This window comes from Bacillota bacterium, from assembly GCA_040754315.1.
In the GTDB taxonomy this organism is placed as follows: Bacteria; Bacillota; Sulfobacillia; order DUSP01; family JBFMCS01; genus JBFMCS01.
This window is the reverse complement of record JBFMCS010000023.1, coordinates 45171-61287: the sequence shown is the minus strand read 5'-3', so window position 1 is coordinate 61287 and position 16117 is coordinate 45171. Positions and strand designations below refer to the sequence as shown.

The window sequence follows — 16117 nt, the reverse complement described above, 5'->3', positions numbered from 1 at the left end:
TGTGAACGACACCGTGTGGTTAACCCGCGGGGCCAACTCCACCCCCGGATGATCTGGCCTGCCCGGGGAGTCAGGCTCCCATTTTCTCGGCTGCCCGCCTCACAGCGGAGATTATGTCCTGGTAGCCCGTGCACCTGCACAGGTTGCCCACCAGGCCCTGGACTATCTCATCGTCGCTGGGATTGGGGTTTTCCTCCAGGAGTGCCTTTATCCTCATTATGAATCCTGGAGCGCAGAAGCCACACTGCGTCGCGCCCTCCTCCACAAAGGCCTCTTGGATGGGGTGGAGCTTGCCGTGCTTCATCATTCCCTCTACGGTCCAGATGTCGGCACCCTCCATCCTGTTGGCCAAGAGCAGGCACGAGTTGACAGCCTTCCCATTCCAGATTACGGTGCACGCGCCGCAGTCCCCCGTCCCACACCCTTCCTTTGTTCCCGTCAGGTGCAGCACGTCCCTGAGCACATCCAGCACGGTGATGCAGGGTTCAGCGGTAAACCGCCTTTTCCTGCCGTTGATGGCACAGCTAATGTCCCTTTTCACAGTTCCCCACCTCCAGCCATGGCCCAGGCTTCAACTATGGCCGCTTTTACGACAATTGGCGTTACCTTCCTCCGGTAGGCTGCGGACGACCTCACATCATCAATGTAAGATGCCTCCTCCTGGGCTGACTTGGCCGCAGCCTTCGCCAGTTCCAGGGAAAACAGGTTACCCTCCAGGATTGACTGGGCCTTCTTCGCCAGGAGGATGGTGGGCCCCACAGAACTCAGGGCTATCCTGGCTTTTTTCACCCGTTTCCCCTCGGGGATCATGAGCACCGCCACCCCCACTATGGCAATGTCCATTTCCCGCCTCAGCGTGTGTTTAACGTACTTCGTGCCGTAAAGTGAGGGAATGGCCGGGATCACCACCTCGGCCAGCATCTCCGAGGGCTCCATGACGGTCTTGCCAGGCCCAACAAAGAAGTCTTCGAGGTTGACCACCCGCTCACCGTTGGGCCCAGCAAGCCTCACCGAGGCGTCCAAGGCCATAAGCACACTGGCCAGGTTCCCCGAGGGAGATGCATTGCAGATGTTTCCGCCCACCGTGGCAAGTTCGGATGTCTGAGGCCCGCCTAGGTGCTTGGCGGCTTCCACAAGCACCGGCAGTTCTCTGCGCAGCTCCGGGGACTTAGCCATCTGGCTTGCCGTCACTGTAGCCCCAATCCTGAATCCCCCAGCTCGCGAGCCTTGAATCTTATCCAGGGGAAGCCCGAGTATGTCCACCAGGATGCCGGGCTTCACCACTTCATCCTTCAACTTGACCACAAGGTCAGTGCCTCCTGCGATGATGGAAGCATCATGTCCATGCTTGGCAAGGATCTCTAGGACTTCTTCCACAGTCTGGGGTTCAAAGATTTCCTGTGCCAGTGGAGCCCTCATGACCGTCCCTCCTCCTCGATGGCGTCGAGTACCTTTTCCGGACTCAATGGTAGGTCGTAAATCCTGACCCCAAGCGCGTTGGCCACTGCATTTGCTATGGCTGCAGCGGGGCAGGCCATGGCGGGTTCGCCTACCCCCTTTGCTCCAAATGGGCCATCAGGATCGGGCTGTGTCTCTACGGGGATCGCGATGATTTCCTGCGGGCAGTCCCCGATGGTAGGCATCTTGTAGTCATGCATGTTGGCATTGAGAACCCTACCGTCACCGCTGATGATGGTCTCCTCGTATAGGGCTGAGCCTAGGCCCTGAACAGCCCCCCCAACGATCTGGGCCTTGACCATCTTGGGGTTGATTGCCTTGCCCACGTCGTTGGCGCTAATCAGCCGGAGCACCCTGATCTGTCCAGTCTCCGTGTCAACCTCTACCTCCGCTACCATCGCCGCGAACATCCAGAAGGCTGAGGGTTTTCGCCCCTGCCCAGTATGAGGGCACAGGAAAGTGCCATCCTCAACGGTGTAAACGCCATACCCCACCAGAGGCCCTTCGCTGAGACCACCCTCCTCGTTGTAGACCCCTAAGGCGACGGCGGAAAAAGGAAGCATCCTTCTGGGATCACTTAGGCAGTAGACACTCCCATCCCTGGTGCCAAGGTCCGATTCCGGTATGCAGAGCACCTTTGACGCTGACCTGAGTATCTTCCTCCGCAATTCTAGCCCGGCCCTTATCACTGAGTTGCCATTGAAGAATGTCTTGCTGCTGGCTGCGGTCTGCCAGCCGTAGCTAGTGTAGTTGGTGTTGACGGGGACAACGGAGATCCGGTCCAACCCTATACCCAGCACATCCGCGAGGATCTGAGACATAACAGTGTCGGAGCCCTGGCCTATATCAACGGCACTTGTTTCCAGGATCACGGTGCCATCCTCGTTGAGTTTCACAATGTCAGAGGTGGGAACGGTATGGACCGTGAACTTCTGCATGCAGGCTATGCCACGCCCTCGTTTCACCCGCTCGTTGCTCTCCATCTTTGTGGCCTTTTCCGCCACGATATTGATACAGTCCTTCAATGCACAGGACCTCAAGCGCTGGCCGGTAGCGTTCAGGCTTCCCTTCTCCAAGGCGTTAACGAGCCGGAACTCTATGGGATCCATGCCAATCCTACCCGCGATAATATCCATGTCTTGCTCGTAGCAGAAGGTGGTCTCCGAGCAGCCGAACCCCCGGTAGGCTGTGGCCACCAGCTTGTTGGTATACACTGCATAGGAGTCGATCCACACATTCGGAATATCGTACGGACCCGCCGACATGTACCCGGCACTCCTGGCCACCGAGACCTCGTAGTCGGCGTAGGCTCCAGCGTCCCAGTAAAGGGTAACCTTGCGTGCAATGATCCTACCTTCCTTGTTCACACCTGTCTTGTAGTAACCGATGAGCGCCGACCGCGTGTAGACGGTCTCCCACTCTTCCTTCCTAGACATCACGAGCTTGACCGGTCTGTAACCACACTTCTGTGCCAGAGCCGCTGCCCTAATCTCGATATTCCCCGATATCTTGGCCCCAAAGCCGCCTCCTACTGCGGTCTGGATTACCGCAACACGGTTCATGGGGATACCCATGGCACTGGAGAGCATCTCCCTAAGAAGAAAAGGGCCCTGGGTAGTTGAGTAGACGGTCAGGCAGCCATCGGGGTCATACTTGCAGACACAGGCATGAGTCTCAATGGTCCCGTGGTAGATAGGTGGAACTGAGATCCTACTTTCGACGATGAAATCTGCTTCTCCGAAGGCCTTGTCCACATCGCCCTTCCTTAGCCTTAGGTGGTTTGGAACGTTCGTGCCCTTCGTGAAATTGAAGAAGCCGGGGTAACCCTTGTACGTATGCATCTCCGGATGGAGAATGATGTCTCGAGACCCAAAGGCCTCCTCTGGATTAAGTATGTGGGGTAGCACTTCGTAGGTGATCTTCACTCGCTGGGCGGCCCTCTCCGCCGCTGCCTGGGTCTCGGCAGCCACCGCGCCAATTGGGTCGCCCACATATCTGGGGTGAGAGGTAAATGCTGTCTGATCATGGACATAAGTGCCAAAGTGCAATTCGGGAAAGTCCTTATAGGTCACAATGGCCACGACGCCTTCTACTTCAAGAGCTTCGCTGGTGTCGATGTCCGTAACGATGGCATGAGCATGTTCGCTGCGTATCATGGCTGCATAAAGCTGACCGGCCAGGTGCACGTCTGCCGCATAGGTCATGGCACCTGTTACCTTGTTCACTGCCCTAACATCTAACACGTCCGCACCTACATACGTGCCGCCACTCATGGCAAAACCTCCCTAGAATGGAGTAGACCCAGTCAGAAGTCAACGACCAAAATGGTCCGAAACTTCTGATAGCACTTCGTTGGGCCCGTTTTACTCTCCTTTGGGTAAGCACCACAAAACGCGGGGCCTGGTTTTGGGTCTTCTCCATAGACCGCTCAGGTCCCCTTGGTTCTAGAAGAAAAATCCCCTGTAAACTTATCGATTTCAAGAGCGGGCAGCTGAGCCCCCCCGCGAGGGGGCTGAAGGAAAGGCCCATACAGAGTGGAACCATATCGTCAATGTAGAATCCTACACGGGGGAGGGGGGCCGGATGTCTGAGAAGGATCCGCGTTACACCAAGAGAGTCAAAATCGTGTTCTACGGGGCCCCTGAGGTAGCTAGCGCGCTGGGAGGATCAACCGTAGACCTTTTGGTGGAGGGGGACACCCTATCTGATCTCTTCAGTACCATTCGCGCAACCTACGGCATCGAGCTGGGAAATGCGCTCAATCTGCACGTGATCAGGAATGGGAGGAGCCTCATGCAAGTAGACCTTGCCTGCGCATTGGAGGACCGAGACATCTACACCTTCATAGTCCCTGTAGCCATTGCAGGTGGGTGAACCTAGATCACATGTCATGCCTGGTCTACCTAGTCCTAGAATCCGGTGATTTAACGGATGCTCTGCATAGCCGATCCTCTAGAGGCACCCCGGGGTCAAATAAGGAAAGCCTCGCGTCTCTTCTCCAGAGAGGTTGGACGACTTGCCCGATCTGTACTGGTCTAATTCCTATCATGCCTCGGCCCAGTGCCCCGCCATGTAGAAATCCTCCAGTCCAGGAAGGGTTCGGCTCAACCCATTAATCATCACACCCAGGGCGTTCCTGGAAGGACTCCATGGCTAGGAACCCTGGAAGTTCCCGGTGAAACACTCAACGCTAAGCGGGGTGGCCACATCCCTGAACTCGATCCGGGAGGCGATACCCGGAAAACCCCTTGTCTAGCAGAGCCCCGGAACCCTCAAGGGGCCCATGATGGCCACACCGTCAGGACACCCAGGCCTGTGTCCCACGTACTCCCTGGTGATACGCTGCCCCTTTTGGAAGGGCATGTATCCCAGGGCAAGGCGCGCCATCGCCCTCGATACCCCTGGGACTAGCCCAAGGCCCCCCCGGCACTCGCTGGAACTCCCGATCAAGGGGACACTTTAGCCTGGGTGGCTATGAACTCCAGGGAGAGCCCGTCGCAACCGGAGGAGCCACCGCCCATCACGTTCCTCTCCAGTACGGGATGGCTGTTCTCCAGGACTAGTACCTGGCCCTTCCTAGGGGAAACCGGCACTCCCCCGAAGACCCCGCCTAGATCTCTACACCAGCATCCCACGCATACCACCAGCGCATCACAGGGAAGGACCATATCCCCGCAGACAGCCCCGGACACCCTTCCCCCCGGGTCTCATAGCCCGTGAGGGAGATGCCCATGAATACCCGGGCGCCCGAGGCCTTCAGAAAGCCCTGCACCAGGCGAAAAGGTTCACCGTCCCCTCTACGCCTTCCGGCAGGACCAGCCCCATTCTTACCCCAGGGGACACCCTGGGCTCCAGGTGGAGGACCTCTGGCGCCCCTAGGAGCCTGCCCTCCACCCCGGCCTGGCGGCAGTCCATGAACATCTCTTCCAGGACCCGGTCCTCTTCGGGACTCAGGGAGAGGGACAGCAATCCCCGGAGTTACACTCTACATCGCAGCCAAGTTACTCGGCCAGTCCCTCTGAGCCTGAGCCCCTCTGCCGCCCAATCCACCACCGTGCGAGGCTTTCCCTGGAGGCTAATGCCCCCATGGGCGCAACCCGTGGCCCCGGCAGCAGCTGCCCTTCGTTCGATAACCGCAACCCTGAGCCCTCTCTGGGAAAGGTAGTATGCCGTGGTAGAACCCACGACACCAGCACCCGCGATGGCCACCTCAAACCCGTCCCCGACACCACCTCACAAGCCTTCGCAACCCCGGGCACCGCGGGCGGCAGCAGGCCTACAACCCACACCCCTAGCGGTGGGCAAAGTTTCTCTCCTAGCGTACACCCTAGCGGCTACCAAAGCCAGATCAACCTTGGGGAGAGAAACCGTGTGTGAAGGCAGCTGTGTGCCTGGCGTTTCCCGCGCTGCCTGGCACTTTCTCTCGCCAGAGGGCAGGATGCTAAGACAGTCTCGCCTACTTGCCGGGAAGCGTGATCTTGTTACACCCAAAGGTTCTAGAGCCTCCCGTAGAAAGCCCCTTACTGTCCCCTCCCTCAGGGAAGACACCTCCATCCCGCTGGCCACTTGCTGTGGCACACCCAGCAGGCCCACTTGATTCCCTGTCCCACCCCATTATCCTGAGAGCCGGTTCTCCTACCTGGGCCAAGAACCCTTGGAGCCTGTTGCGTTGAGGGCATCGACAAGGTAGGATTAGGGAAGGGGCAGTCACGGGTACACCCCTGTATTGCCCGTGCCCATTGCCAGCCTGAGGAGAAAGCCCAGGCACACTGAGGCTAGAAGGAGGATGACAGAGTGGATGTAATAGAGGCCATCACTAAAAGGAGGAGTGTCCGGAGTTTCCAGCCCCGGGACATACCTGGGAATGTAGCGGACAAACTCCTAGAGTGCGCCATCCTGGCCCCGTCAGGGGGTAACAGGCAGCCCTGGTTCTTCTACGTGGTGTATGATGCTCCAGCCAAGCAAAGACTGGTGGACGCCGCTTACGGCCAGTCCTTCGTGGCCCAGGCCCCGCTGGTAATAGTGGTGTGCGCGGACCCCGCCCGCTCAGGGGCTCGCTACGGAGTGAGGGGCTCGTCCCTCTACTCCATACAGGATACGGCTGCAGCTGTCCAGAACATGCTGCTGGCCGCCACCTCCATGGGTTACGGCACCTGCTGGATCGGAGCCTTTGACGAGCATAAGGTGGCTGAGGTGATTGCCTGCCCTGAGGACCTTAGGCCTGTAGCCATGGTCCTGGTGGGATACGCCGCCGAGGAACCCAAGACCCCCAAGAGGAGGGGCATCTCCGAGGTGGCCAAGACCATCTGAAGGGAATGAGGGCTTTGGCTAGTCCTGTTTCTCCTGAGGCTCTCCTTCGCCTGGAGCGGTTTATCGATGTTTCCAGGGGTAGTGCCCCGGCTGACCTTCTGCTCGTGAACACCGTGATGGTGAATGTGTTCTCCGGGGAGACCGAGAGGACCAACATCGCCATTGTCGATGGAATGGTGGCCGGCACTGGACCGCAGTACCGGGAGGCCAGGGAGGTGTGGGACCTCTGCGGCCTCTACTCCATCCCGGGCTTAATTGACGCCCACGTCCACATCGAGAGCTCCATGGTGTCTGTGGACCAGTATGCCAGGGCTGTCATCCCAAGAGGAACCACAGCCATAGTAGCCGACCCCCACGAGATAGCCAACGTCCTGGGAAGTGCCGGCATTCGCTACATCCTGGACTCCAGCGAGAACCTTCCCCTTGATGTCTTCGTCTTGGTACCCTCGGCTGTCCCCGCCACCCACTTGGAGACAGCGGGGGCCTCCATAGGCCCCTCCGAGGTGCAGAACCTCCTGTCGCTCCCCCGGGTGCTGGGCCTAGCCGAGCTGATGAACTTCCCCGGGGTCCTCATGAAGGACCCTGCGGTGCTCCAGAAGGTGCTCCTGGCTCGTGGAGCGGGCAAGACTGTAGACGGGCACGCGCCCCTCCTGTCGGGGATGGAGCTCAACGCCTACCTGGGTGTGGGCGTAGCCACCGACCACGAGTGCACCCAGCTGGACGAGGCCCAGGAGAAGCTCCGGGCGGGGGCTAGCATCATCATCCGTGAGGGATCCGCTGCAAGAAACCTGGAGGGCCTCCTCCCCCTAATCACCCATGGCAACTACCACCGGGTCATGCTGGGGACTGACGACCGTCACCCCGAGGATCTCCTCCAGGACGGGCACATGGACCACGTGCTCAGGAGGGCTGTCTCCCTGGGTCTGGACCCTCTCAGGGCCATACAGTTGTCCACATTCAATACAGCCCGGCACTACGGGCTTGGGCGGCGGGGCGCCATAGCCCCTGGGTACGCGGCGGACATAGCCATAGTCAGTGACCTTGCTGCCTTCGAGGTCAAGAAGGTGCTCAAGAACGGTGTGGCGGTGGCGGAGGGAGGGGAACTCCTGGAAGCCCCGCGGGCCCTGCCGCCCCCCGTTTCCAGCACGCTGAGGCTCAAGGACTTCAGCCCGGAGAGGCTGGCCATCCCCCATCGAGGGGGTGAGGTCAGGGTGATCCAGGCCCTTCCGGGCCAGATCATCACAGGACAGTCCCGGGTTACGCCCCTGGCCAGGAATGGCCTGATCCTTGCGGATCCGGCCCGGGATATCCTGAAGCTCGCCGTGGTTGAGCGCCACAGGGGCACCGGCAACGTGGGCACCGCCCTGGTTAGGGGATTCGGGCTGAAGAGGGGCGCGCTGGCCTCCTCCTACGCCCATGACTCCCACAACATTATAGTAGTGGGCTGCGATGACACCGGCATGGCCACTGCCGTCAGGGCCCTGGAGGAAATGGGCGGCGGCCTTGCCGCGGTTGAGGGTGCCGAGGTGAAGGCGCGCCTCCCCCTGCCCATCGCGGGAATGCTCTCCGACAAGGGCATAGCCGAGGTCACCGGGGCGCTCAGGGCACTGCACGCCGTCGCCAGGGACCTGGGATGCACCCTTCCCGGGCCCTTCGGCACCCTGTCATTCCTTGCCCTGCCTGTGATACCCGAGCTGAAACTCACCGACAAGGGCCTGGTGGACGTGGGGAGTTTCCAGCTGGTGGGGCTAGAGGCGTGATTCAGGGCTTGGGCCTCTCAGGAGCCCTTACCTCCACTTCCAGCCTGACCCTGATGATGTCAGGGTTGGCTGGGTTCTCGGAAGACCTGAGAGGGTAGAATGAGGCCTGCAGTGCGTAGACGCCCGGTTTGATGCCGGGCGTTGATGATAGGTCCCACACCAGGCGCTGGATCAGGGCAGAACTAGCGGGGAGCCTCTCAAATGTGACCGCGGGCAGGCGGAGCGGGGAAAGCCCCTCCTCCTCCAGGAAGACCCGGGACGTGCCCACCTCAGCCCAAACGTAGATGGCAGGGTCCCCCACCCTCCACTTGGTGTAGGCAACGCTGGTGTCCCCCTTGTTCTCGGCCCCGGCAACCACCGCCACCTTCTCGTCCTGGCGGTACCAGGTCCTGTCGGTGTAGATGACCAGGGTGATGCCGTCATCTGCGGACTCCCGGGCGGAGGCCCCGGCGATCCTGGGCACCCTGACCGCCTCCATGAACCCGTACCGTTCCAGGGCCCTGTGAAGGAAGACCAGCCCCTCTGCCACCGTCACCATCCTCCCGGGCAGGAACCGCCCGTCAGGATAGCCTGTTATCAGACCGTCCCTGGTGGCCTGGGCTAGGAGCCCGCGATACTCCGGGGAGATGTCTTGCCAGTCAGTGAAGACCCTCTCATCACCCTCGGTCACAGACTCCGTATCCACGACTCCGTAGAGGCCGAATACCCTCATCAAGCCTCCGAAGGCCTGCCCCCGGGAAACCACACTACTGGTAGTGGTCTCTAGGCCCATTGTCCACTGGGCAACGGAGTGCCTCAGGCTCCCCTTCATACCGTCGCTCTCGGGAACCAGGCCCAGCACCCTTGAGACTATTGCGTTCCACTCAACAGGGTTCAAGGCGCTGTTGAGGTCCCGGAATCCCCCAGGCGGCAGCGCTCCCAAGGCGGCAACGAACTCCACGGAGGGGTCGGCCCAGTGGCCTCTCTGGGGGGAAGCTGCCACTGGGCTTGACAGGAGCAGAATAAACACCATAAACAGAGGAGCGATTCTCTTCACCTGACCCGGGCCCCCGCAACGAAGGTGTTTCAGGGTAGTATTCTTTGCCTGCTAGATATCTCCTTTTCTGAAGAAAGCTACAGAAAGGTCACACAGGCTTGGTTCGGGTAGGCGTCTCCGGGCCCTGTAGCCTCTCCCGGAGGAGGGTGTTACGCTCCTCTACACGGTTGTTCCTCACTGCTATGGCCAGGGCCTTCTTGGTACCCGCCAGGACCACCAGGCTCCTCGCCCGGGTGAGCGCCGTGTAAAGGAGGTTTCGCTGGAGCATCATGTAGTGCTGGGTGGTCACGGGCACTATCACTACGGGGTATTCGCTCCCCTGGCTCTTGTGGACGGATATGGCGTAGGATACCACCAGCTCATCGATCTCGGCCCGGTCATAGGTGACCCTGCGGTCCGGGTAGGCCACGGTTACCCGGCCTTGGCCGGTGTCAATGGCCGCCACCACCCCGCTGTCGCCGTTGAACACATCCTTCTCGTAGTTGTTACATACCTGCATGACCTTGTCCCCCAGCCTCAGTATTGAGGCACCCAGGCGCATCTCGGGCTTTCCACGGGCAGCTGGGTTCAATCGCTCCTGAAGTCGCCTGTTGAGCTCCTCAACACCGGCAGCGCCCCGCCTCATGGGCGCGAGAACCTGCACGTCCCTGACAGGGTGCCACTTCCCGAACGCTGGGACCCTCCGCGCGCACAGGTCCACGATGACATCCCCCAGGGCGTCGGGGTCGTCCTCCTCAACGAAGAAGAAGTCCTTCCCCGGGGCATTAAGGCGGGGAAACTCCCCCGCGTTCACCCTGTGGGCGTTCATCACGATCATGCTCTCCGATGCCTGCCGGAAGATATGGGACAAGGCAATCACAGGGAACGCGCCCGATGCCATGACATCCCTGAGGAAGTTGCCGGCACCCACGGAGGGGAGCTGGTCTGCGTCCCCCACCAGCACCAGCCTGGCTCCAGGCCTTATGGCCTTCACCAGGCTGTGGGCCAGGAGCACGTCCACCATGGAGGCCTCGTCCACTATCACAGCCTCCGCCTCCAGGCGGCTTTCCTCGTTCCTTAAGAAGCGCCCCCCCTCCACCGGGGACACACGGTACTCCAGGAGCCTGTGGATGGTCTTGGCCCCCTCGCCCGTGACCTCGGAGAGGCGTTTCGCCGCCCTGCCTGTGGGCGCGGCCAGAGCCACGGGCATGCGCCGGCGGGCAAGCAGTGCCACCAGCGCCCTGAGCACCGTTGTCTTGCCGGTGCCAGGGCCGCCGGTCAGCACAGTCACATTTGCCCCGGCCACAGCCCCCAGTGCTCTCACCTGGCTCTCGTGGAGATCCAGGTCCAGCTGGGACTGCACATGAACTATGTCTTCCGCCCATCCCTCCAGGCTTGTGGCCCTGGCCTCCCTGAGCCTTTTCAGTGCCGATGCCACCCCTGTCTCCGCCCTGTAGGAGGCGGAAAGGTATACAGGGTTGGGATCCCCCGGCTCCAGGACCACCCGGCCCCTGGCCTCGAGTGCCGCCAGGGCCGCCTGGAGGCCCTCCGGCAGCGCCTGGGTGACCCCTGCCGCTGTCTCCAGGAGGGACTCCCTGGGAAGGTATACGTGGCCCTCCTGGGAGGCCTCGCTTAACACGTAAAGGAGCGCCGCAGACAGGCGGGAGGGCGCCTCCGGGCCTATTCCCAGGCTCTGCGCTATCCGGTCGGCAGTCCTGAAGCCAATCCCGGTAACCTCATCGGCGAGGCGGTAAGGGTCCTCCCTCACCATGTCAGCAGCCTTTTCCCGGTACTTCCGGAATATCCTCATGGCTAGGGCCGGGCTAATGTCGTGCTCCTGCAGCAACACCATGGTGCCCTCTATGGCCTTGCGTTCCAGGGTATCCTGCTGGAAGCACTGGGCCCTCTTGGGTCCGATGCCCTTCAAGGCCGCCACCCTGCCGGGTTCCTCTTGCACCACCCTGAGGGCATCCTGGCCGAACTCCTCCACCAGTCTCTGGGCAGTGCGCGGCCCGAGGCCCTTTATGAAGCCGGAGCCCAGGTAGCGCTCGATCCCCTTCTTGGAGGGCGGGGCCAGCCGCTCCAGACGCTCCACCTTGAGCTGCCAGCCATAGGACTTGTGCCTCACCCACTCCCCCTCGAGGCGGAGTTCTTCCCCCACGGACACCCCGGGCAGGGTGCCTACAACGGTGATGACGTCCTGGCGTTCCCGTACCTTGAAGCGGGCCACCAAGTAGCAGGAATCCTCGTTCTTAAAGGTAATTCTTTCCAGAGTCCCCTCGACAATAGCCATGGAAAACCACCCTTCCTCGAGGCGGCCGTGACGGAAAATGCCGGGCATGGCCCCGGAATCCTCAGGTTAAACTAGTAGCGGCCGAAAGGAGGTGCGCCCTTGACGGTCCACTCTAAGCTAAAGCAATGCCTCAACAGCATAGAAAGTGCTAGGACCAGCCTGGAGGGTTTCGCCCAGGATACACAGGACCCCCAGGCCAAGCAGATGTTCACGCAGTGTGCCAGCAAGATGTTTGACGCCTCCGAGCAAATCCGGAACAGGCTCAGGTTCATCGAGGAAGAGGAGCCACAGTTCAGAAGTGAGCAGTAAAACCTCAGGCTGGGGGGCCGCAGCCCCTCAGCCTGTGACCGGGTTTCTCAATACCAGCACCCTGTCCACCCTGGTTGCCCGCCCCCTTGTGCTCCCCCAGATCTTCGTCACCTTCCTGCCGTCGCTCACCGAATCCACTATGGTACAAGCCTTCTCAAAGCCCGCAGGCCTGGCGCACTCCTCCCACACGTGCTCTGCCAGCACTATCCTGCTCCCCGCCTTCTCCACGTCACCTATGACAAAGGCAGCCATGCCTCCCTTGGCCAGCACCCTCCGGACCGACTCCATGGTCTCCCTCATGAATATCAGGTAGTCCTCCAGCCTGTGCCCGTCATCCAGGAGACTGTCCACCATCTGGTCCAGCCGGCGGTTACTCTCACTGGTAGTGTCATCCAGAAACCATAACCTTATCCAGTTATACAGCCCATACTTTATCACCTTCAGGTAGGGGGGTGAAGTCACGACAAGTCTCACACTCCGGCCCAGGGAGTTGAGGGTGGCATCGAGGTTTTCCCCTAGCCTCCTGGCGTCACCCTGGACGGAATAGCCCCGAGCAGCCAGGGGAGGTCCCTCAAAGAGCCGCTCGAGCCGCTGCCTGAGACACTGGAACACATCCCTAAGGGGAAGCACAAGATGCCGTTCCTCGCAGTACTTCAGCACATAGCGCGGGCTCATGCTGAAGGTGTTGGGCATGGGAAGGCTCAGGTAGGGCCTCCTGTGCCCATGCATTATTCCCAGGGTCACCGCCCTTATGAAGCAGTCCTCCCGGGAGTGCCCAAGGGCGCCCTTAAGGTATGCCAGCTGCCTCAGGGTCTCGGGGTGGAAGAAGATCCAGATGGGATGGTGGTGCTCCCTGGTATAACCGGAAGGCCCGGAGGCGTGGTAGTATCCCTCATCCTGGTAGTAGGGCAACTTGAGTGTGGTGTCACCAGAGTAGGCCCCCCGGAGGAACCTAGAGGCATCCAGCATGCGCTGCCTGGTCTCCTGGCGGGGGTCTTTCTCCCACTCCTTTTCCAGGCGCCTGTATTCCTCCAGCGGCTCCTGGGGCGGCTGCGGGTACAGGTCCTCCAGTTGGGAAACCCGGCGCAGCGTATCCTCAAGCCCAGGAGGATCTACCTTGGCCTTGGTGAGCACATGGGCCATGGGGTTAAGGTCGTTTCCCACGCCAACCCTGCCCTGGAGGCAGGCCTCCAGGGGTGTCGTACCCCGCCCGGAGAAGGGATCTAGCACGACATCCCCCGGGTCCGTGAGATGTTCCACGAAGTACCGGGGGATGCCCGGGGGAAACATCGCCATGTAACTACACATGGAGTGGAAGGGATGATCGCCAATTTCCCTTCCCTTCCACTCGTTGGTAAGGTCCATTCTCATCCCTCCACGGCGCTAATTTCTCTGGAAGGCCGTGGATTCCTCCAGCGGGGTAACCTCAGTCAGTGTGGGCCACGGTGACCTCCTGGCCCTCTGGCAAGTCCTCGTCGAGGTAGACGTGAATCCCCTGAGCCACCTCCCTGTCCAGTGCCAGCTCTGTGTTGCCAGCCCGTAGCACACAGCAGGGGGAGCGCCTCCTTACTGAAAGGCGCGTGCCAGGCAGGAGCCCAAGGGCCAGCATCTTCCTGAGGCCCTTGTTGCCGAAGTCCAGCCGGGACACCACCCCGCTTGACCCGGGGCCGAGGTCAGAGAGTCTTACCTCGCCCCGGCCCCGGGGGGAGGCTGGGTTCTCATAGCCGCAGCTCGGGCACTTTACCTTCCCACACACCACCGCTACGGGGCACCCGCGGCAGCCCGTCCTCTCCCCGCCAGGGAATGTTAGACCGCACATGCCGCACCTCATCAGAACGTCACCCCCAGGAACTCGAAGATGGTGTTGAATGCCCACCCTGCCACGAAGGCGAAGACGAATATGAAGGTAGTCAGAGCCAGGGCAACCCTGGCACCGCGTTCCTTGAACATGATGGCCATCTGGGCCACGCAGGGCACGAACAGCGTCAGGGTTATGGCGGACACAGTGAGCTGCCTGCCTGAGAGGAACCCTGCCTTTCCCATATCGTAAAGCCCCGCGGCCCCGTAGTCCCGGCGGAAGAACCCCATGATGAACACCTCGCTGGCCTCGGCAGGGAGCCCGAGGAGCGCCACTACCGGTTCCAGCCCGCTGATGACCCCGCCAAAGACCCCGGTGATGTCCCCCAGCCACAGCAGCACGCTAGCCAGGATGAAGAACGGGATGACCTCAAGGAAGTACCAGTACACCCGGGCCCAGGTCTTCCAGAAGAGGTTCCTGATGAGCGGCACCCGCATCGGCGGGAGCTCCATGTAGAACACCGGGCGCTCACCCGGCAGCACCTGGGCCGCCAGGTAGCCCACGAGAATGAACACCCCCAGCACCGCCAGGGCCCACGTGGTCACTGCTGTGGGGTAGCCAGACAGGACCCCCAGTATGACCCCGAGCTGGGCGGAGCATGGTATGGCAAGGGCCAGGAGAAGCGTGGCTATTATCCTCTCCCTCCGGGTCTCCAGGGTCCTGCTCACCACGGTAGCCATGGTGTCACAACCGAAGCCTAGCGTCATAGGGATTACTGCCCTTCCGTTTAGCCCCACAACCCTGAAGACCCTGTCCACCAGCAGGGCCATCCTGGGCATGTAACCGCTGTCCTCGATTACAGCCAGGACCAGGAAGAAGGCGGCCACAACTGGAAGGATGATGGCCACGCTGTACCTTAGGCCCATGGTGAAGATACCAAACTCGCCAACCAGGAGGTCTGCCAGGGCTGGCCAGGGAATGACGCGCTGGAAGAGATCAGTGAAGAAGGGGTTTAGGAAACCCTCAAACACCTCCTCCTCGATGTAGTTCACCACCGTGCCGGCGCCGAAGCCCCCCACGAACCTGTACAGGCCAAAGTAGAGTATGAGGCCGAGGATGGGGATACCCGTGAGGGGGTTCTCACAAGCCCTTCCTACCAGGTCCCTGGCCTCCCTGGAGGCATGGGTGGATACCGCCTGGAGCACGATGCGGTCGGCCAGGGCCTTTCGCGCCATGGCCACACGGTACTCAACGGGCTCTGGAGATGCGTCCCTCACCCGGTCCACCACGGCCGCGATCTTCTCAGGCTCTTCCTCCTGGGACACCCATTCCAGGGCCTCCTCGTCCCCCTGCAGGAGAAGCAGGGCTACGCCCCTGCGGCCAAGGCCATAGTCCCTTTTCAGGAGCCCCTCCAGTTCCCCTATCGCTGCTTCCAGGTCTGGGTCATACCGCCCACCCATTCGCGAAGCCTCCTTCTTAACACATCCAGGCCTCCGTCCCTGACCGCGGAGGTCAAGACCACCGGAACACCAAGGAGGTCCTCCAGCCTGGCCCCGTCGATGGCTAGCCCCATCTCCCTGGCCTCATCCTCCATGTTGGCCACCAGGAGAACCTTGAAGCCGGCCTCCATTAGCTGGAGCGTCAGGGGAAGCCCCCTGGCCAAGTCCTTTGCGTCGGCCACGTGAAGCACGAGGTCGGGCGGGTCTGACAGCAGGAGCCTCCGGGCCACCCTCTCCTCTTCAGTCACAGGCAGCAGGGAGTACATGCCAGGGGTATCCACAACATGCAGGTCCTTCCCCCCCAGCCTCAGTCTCCCCCGGGATACCTCCACAGTTGTGCCGGGGTAGTTCGATACCGCGGCGTGACTCCCGGTGAGGACGTTGAACACAACGCTCTTGCCTACGTTTGGGGTTCCTACCAGCGCTATCTTGAGAGTTTGAGAAGTATTCTCATTAAAGGGCTTCATGAAAACCCCTCCCCGGAGTTATTGAGAACGGTTCTCAGTAATATGATAACCCCTGTGACTCCTCAAGTCAATAGTAGTTAGGAATCACGCATATAGGAATCGCCTGTAAGATATCGTCCACCGGGGATGCGGGAACCCTTAACCGTTCACGGCCACGGTATTCACCAGGACTCGTTCTTTCAAACGGGGGGCAAGAGAACAAGACTTG

17 protein-coding genes are annotated in these 16117 nt (G+C 60.9%); 4 read left to right on the top strand and 13 right to left on the bottom strand.

The genetic code is table 11. The features are described from left to right. Window positions 1-70: 70 nt before the first annotated feature. From AB1576_04810 to AB1576_04800, 3 genes are read right to left on the bottom strand one after another with little or no spacing between them, the layout of a single operon-like run. Window positions 71-541: a (2Fe-2S)-binding protein gene (locus AB1576_04810; protein MEW6081092.1), complete on the bottom strand. Its 471-nt coding sequence runs from the start codon at window positions 539-541 to the stop codon at window positions 71-73. Then, window positions 538-1419 carry a xanthine dehydrogenase family protein subunit M gene (locus AB1576_04805; protein MEW6081091.1) on the bottom strand — a complete coding sequence of 294 codons (882 nt, stop codon included), beginning with the start codon at window positions 1417-1419 and terminating at the stop codon, window positions 538-540. Before AB1576_04805 ends, AB1576_04810 begins: the two co-directional genes overlap by 4 nt. Further along, the gene (locus AB1576_04800) at window positions 1416-3731 is read right to left on the bottom strand and encodes a xanthine dehydrogenase family protein molybdopterin-binding subunit (protein ID MEW6081090.1); all 2316 of its coding nucleotides are present in this window, start codon (window positions 3729-3731) and stop codon (window positions 1416-1418) included. Before AB1576_04800 ends, AB1576_04805 begins: the two co-directional genes overlap by 4 nt. A gap of 310 nt (window positions 3732-4041) precedes the next feature. Here AB1576_04800 and AB1576_04795 point away from each other — a divergent pair, with 310 nt between their 5' ends. Then, window positions 4042-4332 carry a hypothetical protein gene (locus tag AB1576_04795; GenBank protein MEW6081089.1) on the top strand — a complete coding sequence of 97 codons (291 nt, stop codon included), beginning with the start codon at window positions 4042-4044 and terminating at the stop codon, window positions 4330-4332. 378 nt (window positions 4333-4710) lie between these two features. Here AB1576_04795 and AB1576_04790 read toward each other — a convergent pair whose 3' ends face one another. From AB1576_04790 to AB1576_04775, 4 genes are all read right to left on the bottom strand, one after another. Then, window positions 4711-4845, bottom strand: a complete 135-nt coding sequence (locus tag AB1576_04790) for a hypothetical protein (GenBank protein MEW6081088.1) — start codon at window positions 4843-4845, stop codon at window positions 4711-4713. 59 nt (window positions 4846-4904) lie between these two features. Beyond that, window positions 4905-5150: an FAD-dependent oxidoreductase gene (locus tag AB1576_04785; protein ID MEW6081087.1), complete on the bottom strand. Its 246-nt coding sequence runs from the start codon at window positions 5148-5150 to the stop codon at window positions 4905-4907. Window positions 5151-5214: 64 nt separating this feature from the next. Then, window positions 5215-5427, bottom strand: a complete 213-nt coding sequence (locus AB1576_04780; protein MEW6081086.1) for a hypothetical protein — start codon at window positions 5425-5427, stop codon at window positions 5215-5217. A gap of 9 nt (window positions 5428-5436) precedes the next feature. Next, window positions 5437-5667, bottom strand: coding sequence for an FAD-dependent oxidoreductase (locus AB1576_04775; GenBank protein ID MEW6081085.1), 231 nt, complete (start codon window positions 5665-5667; stop codon window positions 5437-5439). A 585-nt stretch (window positions 5668-6252) separates the two neighbouring features. On the opposite strand from AB1576_04775, the gene AB1576_04770 reads away from it, so the two are divergent. Together AB1576_04770 and ade are read left to right on the top strand one after the other, a co-directional pair. Further along, window positions 6253-6768, top strand: coding sequence for a nitroreductase family protein (locus AB1576_04770; protein MEW6081084.1), 516 nt, complete (start codon window positions 6253-6255; stop codon window positions 6766-6768). A 14-nt stretch (window positions 6769-6782) separates the two neighbouring features. After that, on the top strand, window positions 6783-8528 hold the full coding sequence (ade, locus tag AB1576_04765) for an adenine deaminase (protein MEW6081083.1): 1746 nt from the start codon (window positions 6783-6785) through the stop codon (window positions 8526-8528). A gap of 1 nt (window position 8529) precedes the next feature. Here the strand turns inward: ade and AB1576_04760 are convergent, their stop codons facing one another. Both AB1576_04760 and AB1576_04755 read right to left on the bottom strand, forming a co-directional pair. Continuing rightward, window positions 8530-9564 (bottom strand): S-layer homology domain-containing protein, encoded by a 1035-nt coding sequence (locus AB1576_04760; GenBank protein MEW6081082.1) that lies wholly within the window; start codon window positions 9562-9564, stop codon window positions 8530-8532. 88 nt (window positions 9565-9652) lie between these two features. Next, window positions 9653-11884, bottom strand: a complete 2232-nt coding sequence (locus tag AB1576_04755) for an ATP-dependent RecD-like DNA helicase (GenBank protein ID MEW6081081.1) — start codon at window positions 11882-11884, stop codon at window positions 9653-9655. Window positions 11885-11935: 51 nt separating this feature from the next. Between AB1576_04755 and AB1576_04750 the strand changes: the two genes are divergently transcribed. Then, window positions 11936-12145: a DUF1657 domain-containing protein gene (locus AB1576_04750; protein ID MEW6081080.1), complete on the top strand. Its 210-nt coding sequence runs from the start codon at window positions 11936-11938 to the stop codon at window positions 12143-12145. 27 nt (window positions 12146-12172) lie between these two features. Here the strand turns inward: AB1576_04750 and AB1576_04745 are convergent, their stop codons facing one another. From AB1576_04745 to AB1576_04730, 4 genes are all read right to left on the bottom strand, one after another. Next, window positions 12173-13510 (bottom strand): DNA methyltransferase, encoded by a 1338-nt coding sequence (locus AB1576_04745; GenBank protein MEW6081079.1) that lies wholly within the window; start codon window positions 13508-13510, stop codon window positions 12173-12175. A 61-nt stretch (window positions 13511-13571) separates the two neighbouring features. Continuing rightward, a complete protein-coding gene (locus AB1576_04740; GenBank protein MEW6081078.1) occupies window positions 13572-13976 on the bottom strand; it encodes a FeoA family protein in 405 nt (134 codons plus the stop codon). Beyond that, the gene (locus AB1576_04735; protein ID MEW6081077.1) at window positions 13976-15403 is read right to left on the bottom strand and encodes a ferrous iron transporter B; all 1428 of its coding nucleotides are present in this window, start codon (window positions 15401-15403) and stop codon (window positions 13976-13978) included. Before AB1576_04735 ends, AB1576_04740 begins: the two co-directional genes overlap by 1 nt. Continuing rightward, window positions 15364-15909 (bottom strand): FeoB small GTPase domain-containing protein, encoded by a 546-nt coding sequence (locus AB1576_04730; GenBank protein ID MEW6081076.1) that lies wholly within the window; start codon window positions 15907-15909, stop codon window positions 15364-15366. The genes AB1576_04735 and AB1576_04730 overlap by 40 nt, the downstream gene beginning before the upstream one ends. Between the last annotated feature and the right edge of the window lie 208 nt (window positions 15910-16117).

Excerpts from the sequence above, each read along its gene's own strand:
- AB1576_04755 (MEW6081081.1), bottom strand. The coding sequence starts at position 11,884 with ATGCCCGGCATTTTCCGTCACGGCCGCCTCGAGGAAGGGTGGTTTTCC.
- AB1576_04805 (MEW6081091.1), bottom strand. The coding sequence starts at position 1,419 with ATGAGGGCTCCACTGGCACAGGAAATCTTTGAACCCCAGACTGTGGAA.
- AB1576_04790 (MEW6081088.1), bottom strand. The coding sequence starts at position 4,845 with ATGGCGCGCCTTGCCCTGGGATACATGCCCTTCCAAAAGGGGCAGCGT.
- AB1576_04730 (MEW6081076.1), bottom strand. The coding sequence starts at position 15,909 with ATGAAGCCCTTTAATGAGAATACTTCTCAAACTCTCAAGATAGCGCTG.
- AB1576_04745 (MEW6081079.1), bottom strand. The coding sequence starts at position 13,510 with ATGGACCTTACCAACGAGTGGAAGGGAAGGGAAATTGGCGATCATCCC.
- AB1576_04735 (MEW6081077.1), bottom strand. The coding sequence starts at position 15,403 with ATGGGTGGGCGGTATGACCCAGACCTGGAAGCAGCGATAGGGGAACTG.
- AB1576_04795 (MEW6081089.1), top strand. The coding sequence starts at position 4,042 with ATGTCTGAGAAGGATCCGCGTTACACCAAGAGAGTCAAAATCGTGTTC.
- AB1576_04800 (MEW6081090.1), bottom strand. The coding sequence starts at position 3,731 with ATGAGTGGCGGCACGTATGTAGGTGCGGACGTGTTAGATGTTAGGGCA.
- AB1576_04740 (MEW6081078.1), bottom strand. The coding sequence starts at position 13,976 with ATGAGGTGCGGCATGTGCGGTCTAACATTCCCTGGCGGGGAGAGGACG.